The sequence below is a fragment of the Paenibacillus sp. V4I9 genome, from assembly GCF_030817295.1.
Classification (GTDB): Bacteria; Bacillota; Bacilli; order Paenibacillales; family NBRC-103111; genus Paenibacillus_E.
The window spans coordinates 7,227,866-7,245,840 of sequence record NZ_JAUSZE010000001.1 but is presented as its reverse complement, the minus strand read 5'-3'; the positions used below and the strand labels follow the sequence as shown (position 1 = coordinate 7,245,840).

Annotated in this window: 17 protein-coding genes; 11 read left to right on the top strand and 6 right to left on the bottom strand. The window is 46.7% G+C overall.

Annotation, left to right across the window (positions count from 1 at the left end; all coding sequences use genetic code 11):
• Positions 1-3 precede the first annotated feature (3 nt).
• The 3 genes from QFZ81_RS33385 (at position 4) to QFZ81_RS33375 (ending at position 4,278) form a co-directional block, all read left to right on the top strand.
• Positions 4-834 carry a carbohydrate ABC transporter permease gene (locus QFZ81_RS33385; RefSeq protein ID WP_307437278.1) on the top strand — a complete coding sequence of 277 codons (831 nt, stop codon included), beginning with the start codon at positions 4-6 and terminating at the stop codon, positions 832-834.
• Between the two features lie 104 nt (positions 835-938).
• Complete coding sequence (locus QFZ81_RS33380) at positions 939-2,633, top strand: cache domain-containing sensor histidine kinase (protein WP_307606146.1); 1,695 nt, start codon at positions 939-941, stop codon at positions 2,631-2,633.
• Positions 2,634-2,652: 19 nt separating this feature from the next.
• Positions 2,653-4,278 (top strand): response regulator, encoded by a 1,626-nt coding sequence (locus tag QFZ81_RS33375; protein ID WP_307606144.1) that lies wholly within the window; start codon positions 2,653-2,655, stop codon positions 4,276-4,278.
• Positions 4,279-4,374: 96 nt separating this feature from the next.
• Here QFZ81_RS33375 and QFZ81_RS33370 read toward each other — a convergent pair whose 3' ends face one another.
• Positions 4,375-5,409 (bottom strand): potassium channel family protein, encoded by a 1,035-nt coding sequence (locus QFZ81_RS33370; protein ID WP_307606142.1) that lies wholly within the window; start codon positions 5,407-5,409, stop codon positions 4,375-4,377.
• 146 nt (positions 5,410-5,555) lie between these two features.
• On the opposite strand from QFZ81_RS33370, the gene QFZ81_RS33365 reads away from it, so the two are divergent.
• Positions 5,556-7,913 (top strand): ATP-dependent DNA helicase, encoded by a 2,358-nt coding sequence (locus QFZ81_RS33365; RefSeq protein ID WP_307606140.1) that lies wholly within the window; start codon positions 5,556-5,558, stop codon positions 7,911-7,913.
• Positions 7,914-8,254: 341 nt separating this feature from the next.
• On the top strand, positions 8,255-8,629 hold the full coding sequence (locus QFZ81_RS33360; protein ID WP_307437293.1) for a VOC family protein: 375 nt from the start codon (positions 8,255-8,257) through the stop codon (positions 8,627-8,629).
• A gap of 15 nt (positions 8,630-8,644) precedes the next feature.
• On the opposite strand, the gene QFZ81_RS33355 is transcribed toward QFZ81_RS33360, so the two are convergent.
• The 4 genes from QFZ81_RS33355 to QFZ81_RS33340 form a co-directional block, all read right to left on the bottom strand.
• The gene (locus QFZ81_RS33355; RefSeq protein WP_307437296.1) at positions 8,645-9,007 is read right to left on the bottom strand and encodes a hypothetical protein; all 363 of its coding nucleotides are present in this window, start codon (positions 9,005-9,007) and stop codon (positions 8,645-8,647) included.
• Positions 8,991-9,302 (bottom strand): hypothetical protein, encoded by a 312-nt coding sequence (locus tag QFZ81_RS33350; RefSeq protein WP_307437301.1) that lies wholly within the window; start codon positions 9,300-9,302, stop codon positions 8,991-8,993. The genes QFZ81_RS33355 and QFZ81_RS33350 overlap by 17 nt, the downstream gene beginning before the upstream one ends.
• Positions 9,303-9,399: 97 nt before the next feature.
• Positions 9,400-9,783 (bottom strand): VOC family protein, encoded by a 384-nt coding sequence (locus QFZ81_RS33345; protein ID WP_307437305.1) that lies wholly within the window; start codon positions 9,781-9,783, stop codon positions 9,400-9,402.
• A gap of 134 nt (positions 9,784-9,917) precedes the next feature.
• Positions 9,918-11,081, bottom strand: a complete 1,164-nt coding sequence (locus QFZ81_RS33340) for an iron-containing alcohol dehydrogenase (protein WP_307437310.1) — start codon at positions 11,079-11,081, stop codon at positions 9,918-9,920.
• A 383-nt stretch (positions 11,082-11,464) separates the two neighbouring features.
• On the opposite strand from QFZ81_RS33340, the gene QFZ81_RS33335 reads away from it, so the two are divergent.
• The 5 genes from QFZ81_RS33335 (at position 11,465) to QFZ81_RS33315 (ending at position 15,939) form a co-directional block, all read left to right on the top strand.
• A complete protein-coding gene (locus tag QFZ81_RS33335; protein ID WP_307449278.1) occupies positions 11,465-11,647 on the top strand; it encodes a diguanylate cyclase domain-containing protein in 183 nt (60 codons plus the stop codon).
• Between the two features lie 56 nt (positions 11,648-11,703).
• Positions 11,704-12,099, top strand: coding sequence for a VOC family protein (locus QFZ81_RS33330; RefSeq protein WP_307606138.1), 396 nt, complete (start codon positions 11,704-11,706; stop codon positions 12,097-12,099).
• A 7-nt stretch (positions 12,100-12,106) separates the two neighbouring features.
• Entirely contained in the window at positions 12,107-12,976 is an 870-nt protein-coding gene (locus tag QFZ81_RS33325) for a MerR family transcriptional regulator (protein WP_307437315.1), read from the top strand.
• 79 nt (positions 12,977-13,055) lie between these two features.
• Positions 13,056-13,988, top strand: coding sequence for an NAD-dependent epimerase/dehydratase family protein (locus QFZ81_RS33320; RefSeq protein ID WP_307606136.1), 933 nt, complete (start codon positions 13,056-13,058; stop codon positions 13,986-13,988).
• Positions 13,989-14,121: 133 nt separating this feature from the next.
• The gene (locus QFZ81_RS33315) at positions 14,122-15,939 is read left to right on the top strand and encodes an ABC transporter ATP-binding protein (protein WP_307606134.1); all 1,818 of its coding nucleotides are present in this window, start codon (positions 14,122-14,124) and stop codon (positions 15,937-15,939) included.
• Positions 15,940-16,124: 185 nt separating this feature from the next.
• Here the strand turns inward: QFZ81_RS33315 and QFZ81_RS33310 are convergent, their stop codons facing one another.
• Positions 16,125-16,715, bottom strand: a complete 591-nt coding sequence (locus tag QFZ81_RS33310; protein WP_307606132.1) for an FMN-binding negative transcriptional regulator — start codon at positions 16,713-16,715, stop codon at positions 16,125-16,127.
• Between the two features lie 158 nt (positions 16,716-16,873).
• Between QFZ81_RS33310 and QFZ81_RS33305 the strand changes: the two genes are divergently transcribed.
• Positions 16,874-17,860 carry a Gfo/Idh/MocA family protein gene (locus QFZ81_RS33305; protein ID WP_307437323.1) on the top strand — a complete coding sequence of 329 codons (987 nt, stop codon included), beginning with the start codon at positions 16,874-16,876 and terminating at the stop codon, positions 17,858-17,860.
• Positions 17,861-17,975 lie beyond the last annotated feature (115 nt).

Here is a 17,975-nt window from a genome sequence, read left to right as displayed (position 1 = left end):
TTTATGCCGCGCATATCGGGCAGAATCATCACATGGATATTTCTACTTGCGGTTGCTGCGCTTCTGCTGCTTCCCATTGTGCTCGCCATGCTCGGTTCCTTTAAGACGAATCAGGAGCTAAATGCTGGCACGTCCATACTGCCAAGTATTTGGCAGTTTGAGAACTACATGTACACATGGAAAGAAGCCAAATTCTCCAGATACGTGTGGAACAGCTTGATTTATAGCATTAGTGCGACGATTACGACAATCATCGTTTGTGCCTTGGCCTCCTACGCCGTCGCTCGTAAAGACTTTCCCGGCAAAAAGCTGCTTCTGGGGGTATATTCCGCCATGATGTTTATTCACATGGGCGTAATTACCTTAAAGCCTGCTTATCAAATCATGGTCATGCTCGGTTTGCATAAATCAATTTTTGGATTAATTATTATGATGACCGGAGCGGGTGGAACAACCTTCTTTATTCTATATGCGTTTATTAAAGGGATATCCAAAGATTTGGACGAGGCAGCCATGATCGATGGCGCTGGATCATTCTATATCTTTTCACGAATCATTTTACCGCTTTGCACGCCAGCGATAGGTGTCGTTGCTCTATTCGCGTTCAGGGGAGCGTGGAACAATTACATCATGCCCCTCGTCTTCACTATGTCGCAGCCGAATCTGCAGCCCATTACGGTCGGTCTGGCTAACATTCGCTATGGCTATGGAGGGGCTGTGCAAAGTCACCTCATGCTAACGGGAGCTTGCATTTCCATGGTTCCAATGCTGCTGATCTACTTGCTTGCGAACAAGTCCTTCGTGCAGATGAATGTCGGAGCACTAAAGGGTTGAGGGGTGAGTCTTTGACGTGTTAAGATCAGGGGTATGAACCTAAAGTGAGGCTGGGGATTGACGTGGACTTGATGTACAGATTGTCCTTTCGCCAGAGGATTTGGATGGCGTTCATACTTGTTGTATCCTTGGCGATCTTAGCTACAGGGTTGCTTGCTTATCGGATCGCCGCAGGTGTAGCTGAACAAAATGCATACCGTCTTAGTCAGGATACACTTAACAAGACTTCGCAAGCATTGGATGAAAAGCTGAACAAAATCAAGACGTCCATTTTCTCTATGATGATGAACACGGATTACAGAAGAGCTGTCGGACTGGAACCCACTTCGGATTTTCAAAATTATTATACGCACCTATCCGCTTTGCAATCGGTGTTCATTCAGCTGAAATTGATTGAACCTTTAATTAATTCCATTCTCATTGCAACGCCAGATGGCCAATACTATGAAACTTCGAAAATCGGACTTCCGCGGCAATCCTTTTATTCTACGACACTTTATACCAAGGCCAAATCTGCATCAGACAGGCATCTTGAGTTCTGGATAGCGGGACATGTAGATCTGTTCTATAACGAGAAAAATGATATGGTCTCCTTTTTGACGGAAGGGGCTATGAATGAAGCTTCAAGTGGCAAGTATGTGCTTGCGAATGTGAAAGTAGAGGAACTTAAAAAATACATTAACCAATATTTAGACTGGAACGAAGGGCGTTTCATGCTGCTTTCCCGCGAGGGAGAGATGATTTTCCCTTCGGACATCGGTCTATTTCCAGATTTCAACCAGAATAGTGCTGTTCAGCATGCCCTGCAAAACGATGAAGGCTACTTCGATTATCAGGCCGATGGAAAAGACTATTTCGTCAACTATAGGAGGCTGGGGTCGGCCAAAGAATGGGTCATGTTCAGTGTACTCCCCAAATCGAGTCTGTTGCAGCAGATGGGTAATATCAAGTGGGCAATGATTGCGATTATTCTCATCTGTCTCCTGGTCTCCATCCTGTTTGCGCGACTGTTAACCCGATTGCTGCTTCTGCCGCTGAATCGTCTCCAAACCGTAATGAAAAAAGTGGAGCTTAACCAATTGAATGTCCGATTCGAAAGCGTATTTCAAGATGAAATCACGCAGGTGGGGTATCGCTTTAACCGAATGTTAGATGAAATCAACCGTTTATTCCATGAGGTCAAGGAGGCGGAAACGGAGAAGCGGAAGGCAGAACTGAAAGCGATGCAAGCGCAGATCGATCCGCATTTTCTGTACAATACCTTGAACACGATTTATTGGAAAAGTCAGCTTCAAGAGCATGAACATGTGCAAAATATGGTGCTTTCACTCTCTCGTTTGTTTCAACTCGGCCTGAATAAAGGTCGTGAACTCACTACCCTTGAGAACGAAATTGTCCATGTGACGCAGTATTTGAACATTCAAAAGCAATGCTACACATCCTTGTTTGACTTTCAGGTTGATGTGCAGAGGGATGTGGATATCAAACAACATATTTTGAAAATTTTGCTGCAACCGCTTGTAGAGAACTCGATCCTGCACGGATTTAAAAATAAACAAAAAGGTGGATTCATTCACATACGTATCGTACAGAATGGGAAGCTGCTTGTTCTGGAGGTCGAGGATAATGGGGAAGGATTCTCCACCATAGAGGAACCCGGGAAGGAACTGAATGGATACGCGCTGTACAATGTTCAGAAGCGTCTAAATCTCGAGTATGGCAATGATGCCGAATTGCATCTAGCAAGCGAACCTGGTTTATTTACCAAAGCGACCATAACGATTCCATCTTATCCATGAAGAAAAGGGTGGGAAGAGTATGAAGAATAACGACTGGAAAATGTGTGTTATCGACGACATTGTGGCTGTGATTGAGGGGATTTCCAAGAGTGTGCGGTGGAGTGAGCATGGCATTCATGTGGTCGGTACAGCGACGAACGGTGAAGATGGGCTTCGATTGATCGAAGAGATGTCGCCAGATATCATCATTACCGATATTCGAATGCCAAGAATTGACGGCATGGCCTTAACGGAGCGAGTCAAGGCGAAATATCCAAGCTGCAAAATCATCTTCATAACGGGATTCACAGATTTTGAATACGCCCAGCAGGCACTTAAACTGGGGGCATTCGATTTTATAGCAAAACCGTTCTCGCTGGCTGAGATCGTGGAGGCTGTTCTTAAGGCGAAGCTAGTACTCGAAGAAGAGCGAAGTGAAGCTCGTAAACGCTGGCAGCTGGAGCAGAGGGTTAAGACAAGCATACCGATGTTGCAGCAAGAGTTTTTGCAACTGCTGCTGCACCATCGCGGTGAGGAAGAGAATATACTTAAGCGCTGGGAGTTTCTGGAAATACCGCTTGCCAAAGAGAACTTGACTGTCATGGTCCTGGAAATTGATAACTTTGAGGAGCAATGCCTTCACATTCCGGTTCAAGAAGCGGAATTACTGCGATTTGCTTTGCAAAATATCGTTGAAGAAACAGTATCTGCCTATACGTCTTGTATCGTTTTCAGAGAGACGATGGAGCGGTTTGTCGCTGTATTTAATGAAAAAGAGGGAAATAGCAGCATGGTGATCGCGGAAAAATGCTGCCAGCACATTGCGATGTATACGCGATTTACGGTATCCATCGGTCTCGGCTTAGCTATTCCGCGCATCAACGAGCTCGCTAGTTCGTACGATCAAGCTGTTGCCGCTTTATCGTACCATTTTTACACCGGAGGCAATGGTGTGTTTGGTTATCAGGAAGTGACAACGACTGATATCAGACGTATTTATTACTCCGTTGATATGGAGAAAGAGCTTCAATATAGCATACGCAGCAGCAATTCGGAGAAAGCTGCCGCGATCATAACGCATATTTTCGCTGAATTTATGAGTACGGAAGAAATGCCCGAACCTGAATATGTCATTAGTATGTATTATGAGCTCGCCTACATGATGATCCGTGTTTTGTTGGAAATCGTTTCACAAGAAGATGCAATAAGTATTCTACAGAGTGTTCGTGACCGGAGTATGCTGGGGTCAGTCTCTATGGGTAAATTGAAAGGGAAGCTGCAGCAGCTATGTCAGCTGTGCTGCGAGTTGATTGAACGGTCGCGGGCCAGTGAAGCCTCATCCATCATCGAGGAGTCTGTACACTATATCCGCAGCCATCTTCATGAGGATCTATCGGTGCAAAGCAGCGCGAGGCTTGTTCATCTCAGCGGAAGCTATTTTGCCAACCTGTTCAAAAAAACGATAGGTATGCCCTTTATGCAGTTTGTCACGCAAGAGCGGATGGAACTGGCGAAAAACAGGCTGCTTGCCGGTCATCAAGTTCAGGAAATCGCCTATGCAACTGGTTATGGGGATAGGCGTTATTTCAGCGAGGTGTTCAAGAAGCATATCGGCATGACACCTTCAGAATTTAGGACGAAGTATATGTCTGGGGATTCGATATGATAAATTTCAAATAACACAACCTAATATGTCCCCACCTCTACAAGTGGGAATAATTAACTTCGGACAAAGGAGGGCAGTAGCCCTCCTTTGTCCGTTTTATGTGTTTGAAGAGATACGCTGATATGTATCGATATCACAGATGACGAACAGCCGCGCATCTCCAGGAATGAGCTGATCCAGCTTGCGGTTGATGTTCAATTGATCGCCGTCGGAGATTAGTGTCGCACCTTCTTGGAGCAGCTGCTCGAAAGCGTCACGGTAGGTGCTCCACGATTTTCTTTTGCCAAGAACATGAAGATTATCACCCGATTGTCTGGTTAAAAGCTGTGAAACAATACGGGAAGAGCCTGGTGAAAAGGCAGAGCGAACGGCAAGCTGTGAGATCGTCTCGGATCCAAGAATGAACTCGTTCACGTTGACGTGCAGGAAGTTTTGCATGTTTTCGCTGTTTTTGATTTCCACAATGGAGTGCACGTTGCGGTAATTCCGCTCAATGGTCGTGGCAACGAGCAGTGTTTTGCCGTCGACAAAGGAGGGATCGCGAAGCATCGCTTGATCTTCCGTTGTTTCATTGGCAAAGATGAACACAGAACGCGCTTTTTTCATATTAGCTTTTTCCAACGTTTCAACGAGGGTAGGACTTCCTTGGATATAATGAACGCGGTCATGAACGATAGGTGTTTTCTCCAGTGTATCAATGAGGACGATCTCCGTTTCCGAGTCCGTGTTCAGAATTTCTTGAATCGCCAACTCGGCGTTTTTGCTCCAGTCTACGATCACAAAATGCTGTTCGCCTTGATATCTCAATTTGCCCTCTTCCTTTCGCTGTCTGTATACGAATAATGAGTCGATAACTTTACCGATGGTGACGGAGATTAGACCTATTCCGAAGATGTAGAGAAACATGCCGAGGAATTTGCCGGCCACGGTTTTCGGAAAATAATCCCCATAGCCGGTTGTCGTAACGGTCGTCATGACCCACCATAAGCCATTGAAGAGGCTGCCAAATGTTTCTTTTTCCAATAGGTAAGCACTCACGGAAGATAGGATGATAAACGTGATGGCTACGACGAAAATAAACTTGTTATTCATCCGCAGAAGTTTGAGAAAGAACTTACTGAAATAGTACATGTAGCGCCCTTTCTTGAGTCTAAATGGTAAAATAATTGATTTAAATTGATTGTAACATACTTCCATTTATAGTGAGAAAAGTAGCTATTTAGTACTGGTGCATGCTACAATAAAGAACAAATGTTCTAGGACGGAGAAAAATAGAGATGACCCCTAACGTCAACATTTCCGTGCGCTCCCTTGTGGAATATATGTATCGCAGCGGCAGTATTGAGTCAGGTTTTAGGACGAGCCGTGCGCTGACGGAAGGGACCAAGGCGCATCAAAAACTACAGAAGCAATACGGCGAGTCGGACCAGCATGAGGTTTATGTTTCGGCTGAGATCTCCTATGAGGATCTTTTATTTGTCATTGATGGGCGCTGTGACGGGCTTCTGATGGATGCGGATGGCGAGATGGTTACCGTGGACGAAATCAAATCAACCTCCTCCGATATTGGGCAGATCGAGGAGGATTCCTATCCGGTTCACTGGGCACAAGCGAAATGCTATGCCTATATGGTGGCCAAGGATCGAGGGCTAAGCCGTATGCGAATTCAACTCACGTATGTGCAGGTTGATACGGAAGAGACTCGGCGATTTGTTGTGGAAGTGTCATCGGACGAGCTTGAGCAGTTCATGTTTGACGTAGTGGAGCGGTATTATCCATATGCACAGGCGAGAAATGCGCATGAACAGCGCAGGAATCAGAGCATCAAGGAGCTGTCTTTTCCGTTCCCGAATTATCGTGAAGGACAGCGTAAGCTGGCCGGTGCGGTGTACAAAACGATAAACGAAGGGCGCAAGCTGTTCGCCAAGGCACCAACAGGTATCGGTAAGACCATGTCGACCCTATTTCCATCGGTCAAAGCGATTGGTGAGGGACTGCTGCAGCGGATCTTTTATTTGACGGCGAGAACAACTACCCGTACCGCAGCGGAAGAAGCTTATTCGCTTCTGCAGGCTGGGGGACTTCAATTGCAAGTAGTCACGATTACGGCGAAGGAGAAAGTGTGTTTTAAGGAGGAAGTGCGGTGCTCGAAGGAGCATTGTGAGTTCGCCGACGGCTATTATGACCGGATTAATGAAGCCGTACTCGATCTCTTGAAACAAGAGACCATTATGACGCGTTCAGTTATAGAATCGTATGCGCGCAAGCATCGGGTGTGTCCTTTTGAATTTTCACTCGATGTCGCCTATGCAGCAGATGCTGTCATTTGTGATTATAATTATATTTTCGACCCTCGTGTGAATCTGAAAAGGCTCTTCGAGGAACAGAAGCGGCAAACCTCGCTCCTTGTAGATGAGGCTCATAATTTAGTGGATCGTGCGCGCGAGATGTATTCCAGCGTTTTAAATAAATCGGATTTCCTTACGCTGCAGCGCGAGTTCAAGGGCGTTCGAGCTGAGCTGCATGATGCGGCCAAGGCTATTAATCAGTACTTTATTGCGATGCGAAAGCAGATCGGGGATCGCCAGATGCAGGTGGAGCCGGAGCTGCCGGAGCTGTTAATCGGGCTGCTGGACGTGTTTATTGCAGCAGCGGAAAAAGAGTTGGCCGGGGCAGGCGCCACAACGCCCACACCCCCTACAGCCCCGCTGCTGCTGGAGGCTTACTTCGGCGCACAAAATTTTGTGCGCATTGCGAAGCTGTACGATGAACGGTATGTGACGTTCATGGCATGTGACAGAAACGAGGTCAGCGTGAAGCTATTCTGCCTCGATCCCTCCCACTTGCTTCGACAGATGGGCAAGGGGTATCGGTCGCATGTGTACTTCTCGGCGACCCTTTCGCCGCTGTCCTACTTCATGGACATACTAGGGGCTGGGGAGGACGACTATTCCGTGACGGTGCCGTCCCCTTTTTCCAAAGAGAAGCTGGATGTCTTCGTTCAGCCTCTATCAACTCGCTACCAGGATCGCGAGCGCAGTCGTGAGCCGATTGCCCGCTCGCTGTATGAACGGATGGCGAAGCGTTCGGGTAATTATTTGGTGTTTTTCCCTTCGTATGCCTATATGAGCAGCGTATATGAGGCTTTCACTGACCTCGTAGGTGAGCAGGAGGTCCTGCATTCAGAGCAACCGGAAAGGAAGCTCCGAGTTCTCGTACAACAGACGAAAATGTCGGAGGAGGAGCGGGAGAACTTTCTGGCGGAGTTTCAAGCGGGAACGGAGAAGACACTTATAGGCTTTGCTGTGATGGGCGGTATTTTCTCGGAGGGCATTGATCTAGTAGGAGACCGACTAACAGGCGTGGCTGTCGTCGGAGTCGGTTTGCCGCAGCTAGGACCGGAACGAAATCTTATCAAGACGTACATGGACAGTACCGGCAAAAACGGCTACGAGTATGCCTATGTGTTCCCAGGCATGAACAAAGTGCAGCAGGCCGGCGGGCGCTTGATCCGCTCTGAAACGGATCGCGGCGTTCTACTGTTGATCGACGACCGCTATCTGCAGCCGCTATATCAACGTCTACTGCCAGAAGAGTGGCGCGATTACACAGTGCTGCAGGCTCAGCGTCAGTAGTGTATGTCATGTTTAGCACTGTAACTTTTAAAGCGAGGCACCAAAAAAAGGCGAAGAACCCTAGAGGGATTTTCGCCTTTCGTTGCAACAGGAAGTAAATCACTGAAATTGGAAAATCAATGCCCTTCCATTGGATAATTCCAATGAAATTACAATTTCCACAGCATGAATAGAAAATCTATTGGATATTTCCAATGAAAATGAGATATCTGACATAACTATAAACTTTTACACTCATTCATGCACAAATAAACGGTGGAATTTATAGGTAGTTATTGATAAAATTAAAGTTAAAATGAAACCACGTTTCACCACGTGGAATTTATCTTGGAGGGTTATGTATGAACTTTTCATTTTATGGGATTGACCATATTCAATTAGCGGCTCCTGAAGGCCGTGAAGATGAGGCGAGAAATTTTTTCGCAAAATTACTAGGCTGGACAGAAATCCCGAAACCTGAAAACTTAAGAAAACGCGGCGGTGTTTGGTTTCAATGCGGTATTCATCAGGTTCACATCGGGGTTCAAAAGGATTTTGTTCCTGCTACAAAAGCTCATCCAGCATTTCAGGTAAGCCAATTAGACGAGTTGCAGAGATATTTGGTGAATCTTAACATACAAACCATTCCAGATGATGCAAGAGACGACGAGGGAGTAAAACGATTCTATTTGAATGACCCATTCGGCAATCGCCTTGAATTTATTGAATGGCTTTAACAAGAATACGCAGCTTTAATGCTCATATTCCTGTTTCCATTTTTGGATAGCTAAAATGAATTCATTTCGATGGTTGCCTGGAAAATGGTCTAAGGCCGTATAATTTGGGGCCTCGGATGTCATTATTTTAGAAGCAGGGACCACACGCAGAATTTCTACGACATCGTTAGTTATCCTAAAAACTATTCGGATACCAGCTTCTTTTAGGGTAATTTCTTTGCAACATGCGCATTTAGGATCGGAATAATGGCTGAGCTCTTCGCCAACTTCATTCGCTCGGTAACTCAATTCATCGATTGCTTGATTGACTTCATCTAATACGGAAATATCCAACTGCCAATACTCCTGAGCTGCTCCTGCATCAAAACGAATAGCCAATCGCTCCTTCGTGTGGTTCTTTGCGGATTTCTTTCCAAATCAAAATAGAGGCTGGGTCTTGCGTGATTCGATCTATTCGTTCATTCAGTATTCGCTCTTCCTCTTGTTGTTCTAGCTGAGTCAGTCGTTCAAACATTTGCTCAAAGTAAGGGTATCCAACCAATACGGTGTCGACGATACCGTTATCTGTTATGAATTGTGGTAGATCCTTCGCCTTCTTACGCAGCTCGCCAAATTTCTTGGAAGCCGTGGTGGAACTGACCAATTGATCGGCTGTAAAAGTAAGTTTTGTCATGGATATAGTATGATCCTCGTCGCTTTAAGTATTCAGAAGCTGATGGAGGCGAAAATAAAGAAGAAGTGCAGCACAATGTACGACACTTCCTCAACTGTTATTTACAAACCATAAGCAGGTTACCGTCCGGATCCCGAAAAGCGAACCATTGTTCATTTTGGATTTCCGTAACAAGCTCCACCTCGTTATTTTTCATAAATTCATAAGAAGCTTGAATATTCTCGGTTTGAAACATAAAAGCAGGTGTTTGATAAGTTGGAGGGCCGCCAGGCTCGTTGCCGCCCCACATGGGCATTTGATCAAGCACAAGGGAAGTTCCATCCATAGGAAGAGCGTAGAGGTGTCCGAACAAGATATCCCCGTCAGGAGCTACACCAAGTAACTTACAGTACCAATCACGTGCATTCTCAATATTCCGAACGGGAATAAAGACGTTGCTAATTCGATTCTTAATCGGACTTGACGCACGAACTTCGCTCATATCAACTCAACCTCCATTAAAGGGATATTTTCCCTTTAAGTATTTCATAAGAAATCCTGTCTGTAAATAATTTGCAGCTTTTATCCTAGAAAGAAAAAAAGTGAACTGACAATAATGTCAGCTCACTCCTATTTTCATAATGACATCCGATAAATGTTCACAACATCTTCGCGAGTCAGCTTCTTAAAGTTGCCAAAATCCCCGTAAACCATGGCTTTATCGGCCATGAGCTCAATTGTCGAGTCGTCGATGTCGTAATCGGATAGTCGGCTTGGCGCGCCAATGGAGGCGAAGAATTCACGAAGAGCCGCGATGCCTTCCTCCGCAACTTGGCGATCCGATTTGTCAATCGCATCAATATCAAAGACGTTCTGTGCGAACTGTTTGAACCGTGCCACGTTTGCATCGAGTGTGTAGGTCATCCAGTTCGGAAAGAGGATTGCTAGGCCGCCTCCGTGCGGAATATCGTGAACGGCTGAAACGGCATGCTCGAGATTATGGGTCGCCCAATCGCCGCGAACGCCCATGCTTAGGACTCCGTTAAGCGCCATTGTACCGCTATATAGAATCGTTGCACGTTCTTCCAGATCATCAAGATCTCGCAGCAAGCGGGGAGCCGTATCGATCACTGTGCGAAGGATTGTTTCACAGAAGCCATCCTGCAATGGTGTGTTAGACGTATGATGGAAGTACTGTTCAAACACGTGAGACATGATATCAACCATGCCATATACGGTCTGATTTTCAGGCAAGGAAGTCGAGTGGGCTGGATCTAGAATCGAAAATTTAGGGAATGAGAACGGACTGCCCCAACCGAGTTTCTCTTTCGTCTCCCAGTTCGTAATAACAGAACCAGAGTTCATTTCTGAGCCCGTTGCTGCGATTGTGAGGACAGTTCCCAAGGGCAGCGCACCCGTTGCAGAAGCCTTCCGTGTAACGATATCCCAGAAGTCACCCGTGTACTTCGCTCCTACAGCAATAGCTTTGGCGCAGTCGATGACGCTGCCACCGCCGACAGCAAGAATGAGATCAATGTTCTGGTTGCGGCACATTTCCACACCCCGATGAACAGTTGTTAGTCTCGGGTTAGGCTCTACACCGCTCAGTTCGAAGATATTTGCATCCAAGCCTTTCAGCAGATGAACAACGTTCGTATAAATGCCATTCTGCTTAATGCTCCCGCCGCCATAGACGAGCAGCACGTTCTTGCCATATTTAGGTACCTCAGCTGTTAATTTCTCCAGTTGTCCCTGACCGAAATGCAGTGTGGTTGGATTATGAAATGTAAAATTATTCATCGAATTACCTCCTCAGTGAGTCTGTCTGTAGGTAGAATGTTCTTACCCTTTCATTGTATAGAAGAAACAGTGAAAAACAAAATTTGGCCTCTGCTAAGGAATGACGACAGCCCCGGCCTTGGTTTCCTGGCGCGTGAAAGGCCGATCTCCCAACCAGTAGATAGTCCCATCCTGCGTAACAAAATGATGAAAAAAGTAAGCTCTTCCTTCAATCGGGAAATGATAATAAGATGAGTAATAGACGGCGCTCAGCAAGAAAAGTTGTATATTAATTGAACGAGGCAGGACTTCCCATTATTTCCATATAATTTAAATGTGAACAAACCCATATCAGGGAAGTGATGCAGCGTGCTTGTGACTAGAATTATCAATTCTGAGAAAAGCTGCGCGCGCTTGAGTTCGGTACTGACGAGGATAAGTTCCATATTACCATGAGCTTCGGAGCAACGGTTCGTGACAAGGAGCAAAAGGTGACAGAGCTAGTGGCTGCAGCAGATGCGCTTTTGTATGAAGCGAAGGAGCAAGGTAGAGACCGCTTAGTGTGGGGATCTTATTCACTTCCCTAGGCAAGAGATGGTATGATCGGTCTGTATCAACTATTACTAATTAGGAGGGAAGCAGCATGGCAACGTTAACTCCATACATTTACAGCAGTGATGCAAGAAAACAAGCTGACTTTTACGTGAGGGCACTAGGCGGGGAATTGGTTAGCCTGCGTACTTTCGCGGATATGCCGGATGCGGATGAATCAATTAAAAATCGCGTTATGCATCTAGAGCTGCAGGCCCTTGGCCTTCGCTTTTTCATGGCTGATTCAGGTAAAGATACGGTGGATAGAGGCCAAGGACTGGATTTGACGCTGGAATTTAAGAGCGAAGAAGAAGCGCGCCATATATTTGATGGACTATCCGAGGGTGGCGTTGTGAAAATGCCTTTCGAACGCATGTTCTGGGGGACGATGTTCGGTCGTCTGGAGGATCCTTTCGGTGTGATCTGGCAGATAGCAACTGAATCGTAATCATCTTATGAAAACTATGCCAAATAGGCAGGGATATACCGTTGGACAAACGGCGAAAATATGCCAGACCTCGATCCAGACCCTCCATTTCTATGACAAAATTGGGCTTGTAAAGCCGCATCGTGTGGATGGGCAGAATGGTTATCGGTACTACGCCAGTCAAGATATTCTAGCGATTAAAATCGTTCAGGATCTGCAGGGTATGCAGTTCACATTAGAGCAGATCGGTCAGATTCTCAAAAGCAAAAACATAGACGGTATCCCAGAACTGATGCGTGGGAAAAAGGCGGAAGCGGAAGAAACGATCCGCACACTGGAGACTGTCGTCGGCACGATTGACCAAAGGCTGCGGCATTTGGACGCCCAGCGGCAGCTTCGCAACGAATTCGAGCATACGCAAGTCGTGGTAGAATTGAAGACATATCCGGATCGCTTCGTCGCTTTCGAACGCAAACGTGACGAGTGCGGAATGGAGGCTTCAGTTATGCGTTTCATGGCGCTGATGGACCGGATCAAAGAGAACGGATTGACGATGGATGGACACATTATGACCATCTACCATGAAGATCTACTGACGTTTGACAGGGGAGACTCCGATATTGAGATCTGTGTGCCTCTGCTGCCAAGTAAGCCCGAACCTGCCTTTACCCGGTGGCTGCCAGGCGGGGATTACATATCCGCGGTATACGCTGGTTTTCCTAATGAAGATACGTGCAAATCGCTGTTCCAGCGTTTAAGGGATTGGATGAGCTTGAACGGCTATGTAGAAAATGGTCCTGTGCTGGAGCGGTATTTGATTGATTTTACCCATATGATGAATACAGATGACTTTATTGTTGATCTTCAAATTCCTGTGAAAAGCGTATTGACCCTATAGCTGCTATAGGGTTTATTGTTATTTTCATAAGAAGAAGCCAGCCAGTCAATCTGGCGAAAACCATTTGGGAGGATGCAGCATGGAAGTCATATTGGGAGCGGGTCCGCTGGGCAGGGCCGTCATGAAAGAGCTTTTGAGAAGAGGGAAGAAAGTCAGAATGGTTAACTCCTCGGGCAAGGCAAATGTGCCTGATGGTGTTGAGGTAATGCAAGCAGATCTGATGAGTGAAAGCGGTGCTCTAACTGCGTTAAAAGGGGCAAAGAACGTATTTCAATGCGCTCAGCCGCCTTATCATAAGTGGGATGGGTTGTTTCAGAAACTGATGAGCAATATTACGAAAGCAGCTGCCCATCATAAGGCGAACCTAATCATGGGGGATAACCTCTATATGTACGGTGAAGTTATAGGGTCGATCGATGAAGGGCTAGCCTATAAGGCTTCCACGCGTAAAGGCAAAGTAAGGGCTGAAGTTGCTCGCGATCTGTTGGATTTACACCAAAAAGGGACAGTGAGAGTTACTATCGGCAGAGGGGCTGATTTCTTTGGGCCTCAGGTAGGAAACTCGTACGTTGGCGCGCGTTTTTTCACACCAGTGGCGGCTGGGAAGTCGATTTCATTGCTTGGGAATCCAGATGCGCCGCATACATTTACGTATATAGACGACTTCGGTCGAGCCCTCGTGACCTTAAGTGAGCATGAGGATGCCTTCGGTCAGGTATGGCACGTCCCCAATGCAGAGACCGTAAGCGCTCGGCGATTCGCGGAACTAGCCTATGAGGTTGCAGGGCACTCTCCGCGCATTGGCACAATGGGCCGTGGGATGCTCCGTCTGGGAGGTCTATTCATACCGGCGGCCAAGGAGGTTATCGAGATGCTGTATCAATTTGAGCAGCCTTTCGTCGTGGATAGCAGGAAGTTTGTACAGCGTTTTGGCGGAGAGGCGGGACCTACGCCACTGCGGACTGCGCTTACCGAGACAGTGGCGTACTATCGCGAGAGTTTAAAGAAATAGGAGGCTGCTTCTCCGCCTGAGGGCCGATGGGATCTTGTTTACATTCCGTTTAAAATAGAAGTGTATGATACCTAAGTAAGGGATCATACCAGAGAAACGGATGAACATCCAATCGGTAAAGGAGTAGAGATAGATGGCAGCTACAAGGAAAGAAGAGCCTAAGGTTAAGAGCAACTGGCGCGGATTCGCTCGTTTGCTCGCACAAGCTAACCCGCCAAAGCTCGTATTAAGCATAGCATTAGGGTTAAGTATTATTTCAACATTGGTGGGATTGGTGATCCCGCTGTTTACGAAGAATGTCGTTGATAGCTTCTCGATTAGTTCCCTGAATTGGGCACAGATTGGCGGTATGGCAATCGCTTTTGTTGCATCGGCAGTAGCTTCCGGGATTTCGGTGTACTTACTGAACTTTGCGGGACAGCGCGTTGTGGCAGGCATTCGGGATCGTTTGTGGAAGAAGCTGCTCGTGCTGCCGGTTAGATACTATGATAACCATCAGACGGGAGATACGATTTCTCGAATGACAAATGATACAGCTGTCATTAAGGGACTCATTGCCGAGCATATGGCGGGTTTCGTCACGGGGATCATCTCGATCATTGGATCTATTGTGGTGCTCCTGTTTATGGATTGGAAAATGACGCTCATCATGTTCAGTGTATTCCCGATAGCCTTCGTCATTCTTTTTCCGCTGGGGCGGCAAATGTTTAAAATATCCAAGGGCATGCAAGCCGAGACTGCTGGCTTCACCTCCGTGCTGAATCGAGTGCTATCGGAAATGCGCTTAGTGAAGGCAGCCAATGCCGAGCCTGTTGAGTATAAAGAAGGGGCTGCAGGGATTCAAAGGCTTTTCAAATTCGGGCTTAAAGAGGGTCGGATTCAAGCATTAATGGCGCCGCTGGTCACCTTTGTCATGCTAATGCTGTTTGTCGTGCTTTTCGGGTATGGCGGCATGCAGGTTGCCTCTGGAGCTATTTCGGCTGGTCAGCTCGTTGCATTCATGCTGTATTTGTTCCAAATTGTTGCGCCGATTACGCAAATTACGCAGTTTTTCAATCAGGTACAGAAGGCGATGGGGGCGACCGATACGATCCTCAAGGTACTCGATTACGAAGAAGAGAATCCGCATGCCGGAGTACCTGTCACGAATGCCTCGCAGTCGATTCACTTCGATCAGGTATCTTTCAGCTATAAAGAAGGGGACTCTGTTCTGAAAAATGTCAGCTTCACTATGGAAGCGGGCAAGGTAACGGCGATTGTAGGACCGAGCGGCAGCGGGAAGACGACGATGTTCTCTCTTTTGGAAAGATTTTATACGCCGCAAAAAGGTTCAGTCGCGTTGGGGGCTGACCGAATTGATCAATTCTCGCTCATCTCATGGAGGAGTCAGATTGGCTATGTATCGCAGGAGAGTCCGCTGATTGCAGGTACGATTCGAGACAATATCTGTTACGGCCTGCAGCATGAAGTGACGCTGGAGGAGCTGAAGCGGGCTTCACGGATGGCGTATGCCGATGACTTTATCGAGGAACTGCCGCAGAAGTACGAGACCGAGGTCGGTGAACGTGGCATCAAGCTGTCAGGTGGACAACGGCAGCGGATCGCCATTGCGCGAGCCCTGCTGCGGGATCCGAAGATACTGATGCTGGACGAAGCGACATCGAGTCTGGACAGTAAATCGGAGGTCGTTGTGCAGCAAGCGCTGCAAAATTTGATGCAGGGACGTACAACACTAGTGATTGCGCATCGCTTATCGACGGTGGTAGATGCCGACCAAATTATCTTTCTGGACAAAGGCGTCGTGACGGGCAGTGGTACACACCAACAATTGCTGGAGTCCCATGAGATGTACCGCGAGTTTGCTACGCAGCAGCTGCAGCTGCAGCTGCAAGAGCAGACGTCTTCAGATCATACGCAGTTGGAAACAGTGTCTACTGAGGTTCATTCCTAGGATGGGATGACTCATAGTAAGTGAAAAGCGTTTCAAACCCTGAACTTGGGGGTTTGAAACGTTTTTTTTAATGCTTGAATAGTTGAGGAGACAGTACTTATGTACGCTTTTTGCCACTTGGAGCTGTTGGGTGAAGTTGTTGAGTTGTTGAGTTGCAGGATCACGACACGTTGTTGGGTTGGGCTCTATTTATGTGACTGCGATTTACTGGTTCGCGAAAGGGCAGCCATTGCAGCTTTGTGAGTGTAGATGAGCCACAGCCTTGCTAATGTTGTATAGGCAATTTTACGTTCATCTTCACCAGTCATTGTTTCTAACCGTTTTATAACAAGCTCTTGCCGTTCCGCTGGATGGTTTTGACTCAATTTTGCCTTACCTTCGATGCGAGTAATTTTGATTCTAAATCCTTGGATACCTTTACTCAAACCTGCAATGTAATTAGCGTCTACTTGATCTAATTGATAGGAACTGCCCGGTTCTTCATACTTCAAAACCAAATCAGTTAACGAGTTCATCACTTTTTGTACATCGTCTACAAGCTCAACCTGGCCATAAACATGAACAGCCACATAATTCCAAGTGAGAACTGTAGTGGGTGTCTCATACCAAGAGGGAGAGATATAGCAATGCGGACCCTGAAAAATCGCTAAGACTTCCTGCTTTTCGATATCCTTCCATTGCGGATTAGGGCGTGCAAAATGTCCAATTAAGTATTCTCGATTCTTATCCAATGATAAGGGAAGGTGAGTTGCGAATGGACCGCCAATTATAGCCATTCAGGTGACATAGAAGAAGTGCCAGTTCATAATAAATGGATTAGATCAATGATGTTGTCTGCTGCATTTATAAGAAAAGGTCAAAGGAGGAGACGAACTCGTGTCGAATATGTATGATAAAATCTTGTGTTACTGTGACCTGTTGGGAGGTTTGATAAATGGATAAGGTACGATGGGGGATTATTGGTTGTGGGGATGTGACTGAGGTCAAGAGCGGGCCTGCCTTACAGAAGGCGGAGGGTTCAGAGCTTGTCGCTGTGATGCGAAGAAATGGAGCGCTAGCTGAAGATTATGCCAAAAGGCACGGAGTTGCTGCATGGTACGATGATGCTAAAGCGCTGGTCAATGATCCGAATGTCAATGCGATCTATGTTGCGACACCTCCAGGTTTTCATCGGGAATATGCCCTGCTAGCCGCACAGGCGGGGAAGCCTGTCTATGTGGAAAAGCCGATGGCGAGGAATCATGCGGAATGTTTGGAAATGATAGCTGCTTGCGAAGAAGCAAAGGTACCTTTATTCGTGGCCTACTATCGCAGAGGCTTGCCGAAATTTGTTGAGATCAAAAGATTGCTTGACAGCGGTATCATTGGTGAGGTCCGATTTGTGCAGACGACTTTTCTCCAAACCATGAGGGAAGATGATGGACAGGAGCAGCCGTGGCGGATACGGCCGGAGCTTTCCGGAGGCGGTTTGTTCGTTGATTTGGCGAGTCATACGCTGGATGTTCTTGATTATTTACTTGGCCCAATCGGTGAAGTGAAAGGTTTTGCCAGAAATCAGTTGGGGCAGTATCAAGTTGAAGATATCGTAACAACGACCTATGCATTTGAGTCAGGTGTTATGGGTGCTGGGATTTGGAGTTTCAATGCATTCAAGCGCAGCGACGTAACTGAAATTACTGGGAGTCTTGGTAAAATTGCCTTTTCAACGTTTAGTGATGATATTCGCTTGGAGATGGCAGATGGTCAGGTCGAGGAGTATGCCATTCCGTATCCGGCTCATGTGCAACAGCCTCTTATTCAATCCGTGGTTGACGAGCTGCGGGGTATTGGTAAAAGCCCTAGTACTGGTCGGACTGCGGCGCGAACAAATCGGGTGATGGATGAATTGCTTCGTGACTTTTATCTTCAACAGCAGTCCTGAGCAATCTTCTCCAAATGTTTACAGAAACATATAAATGCGGATAAAACAATTGACGGAAACCCAAGAGCCCTTTAAACTATGGTTAATTAATATGGAGTCTTGGGTATTTCATATC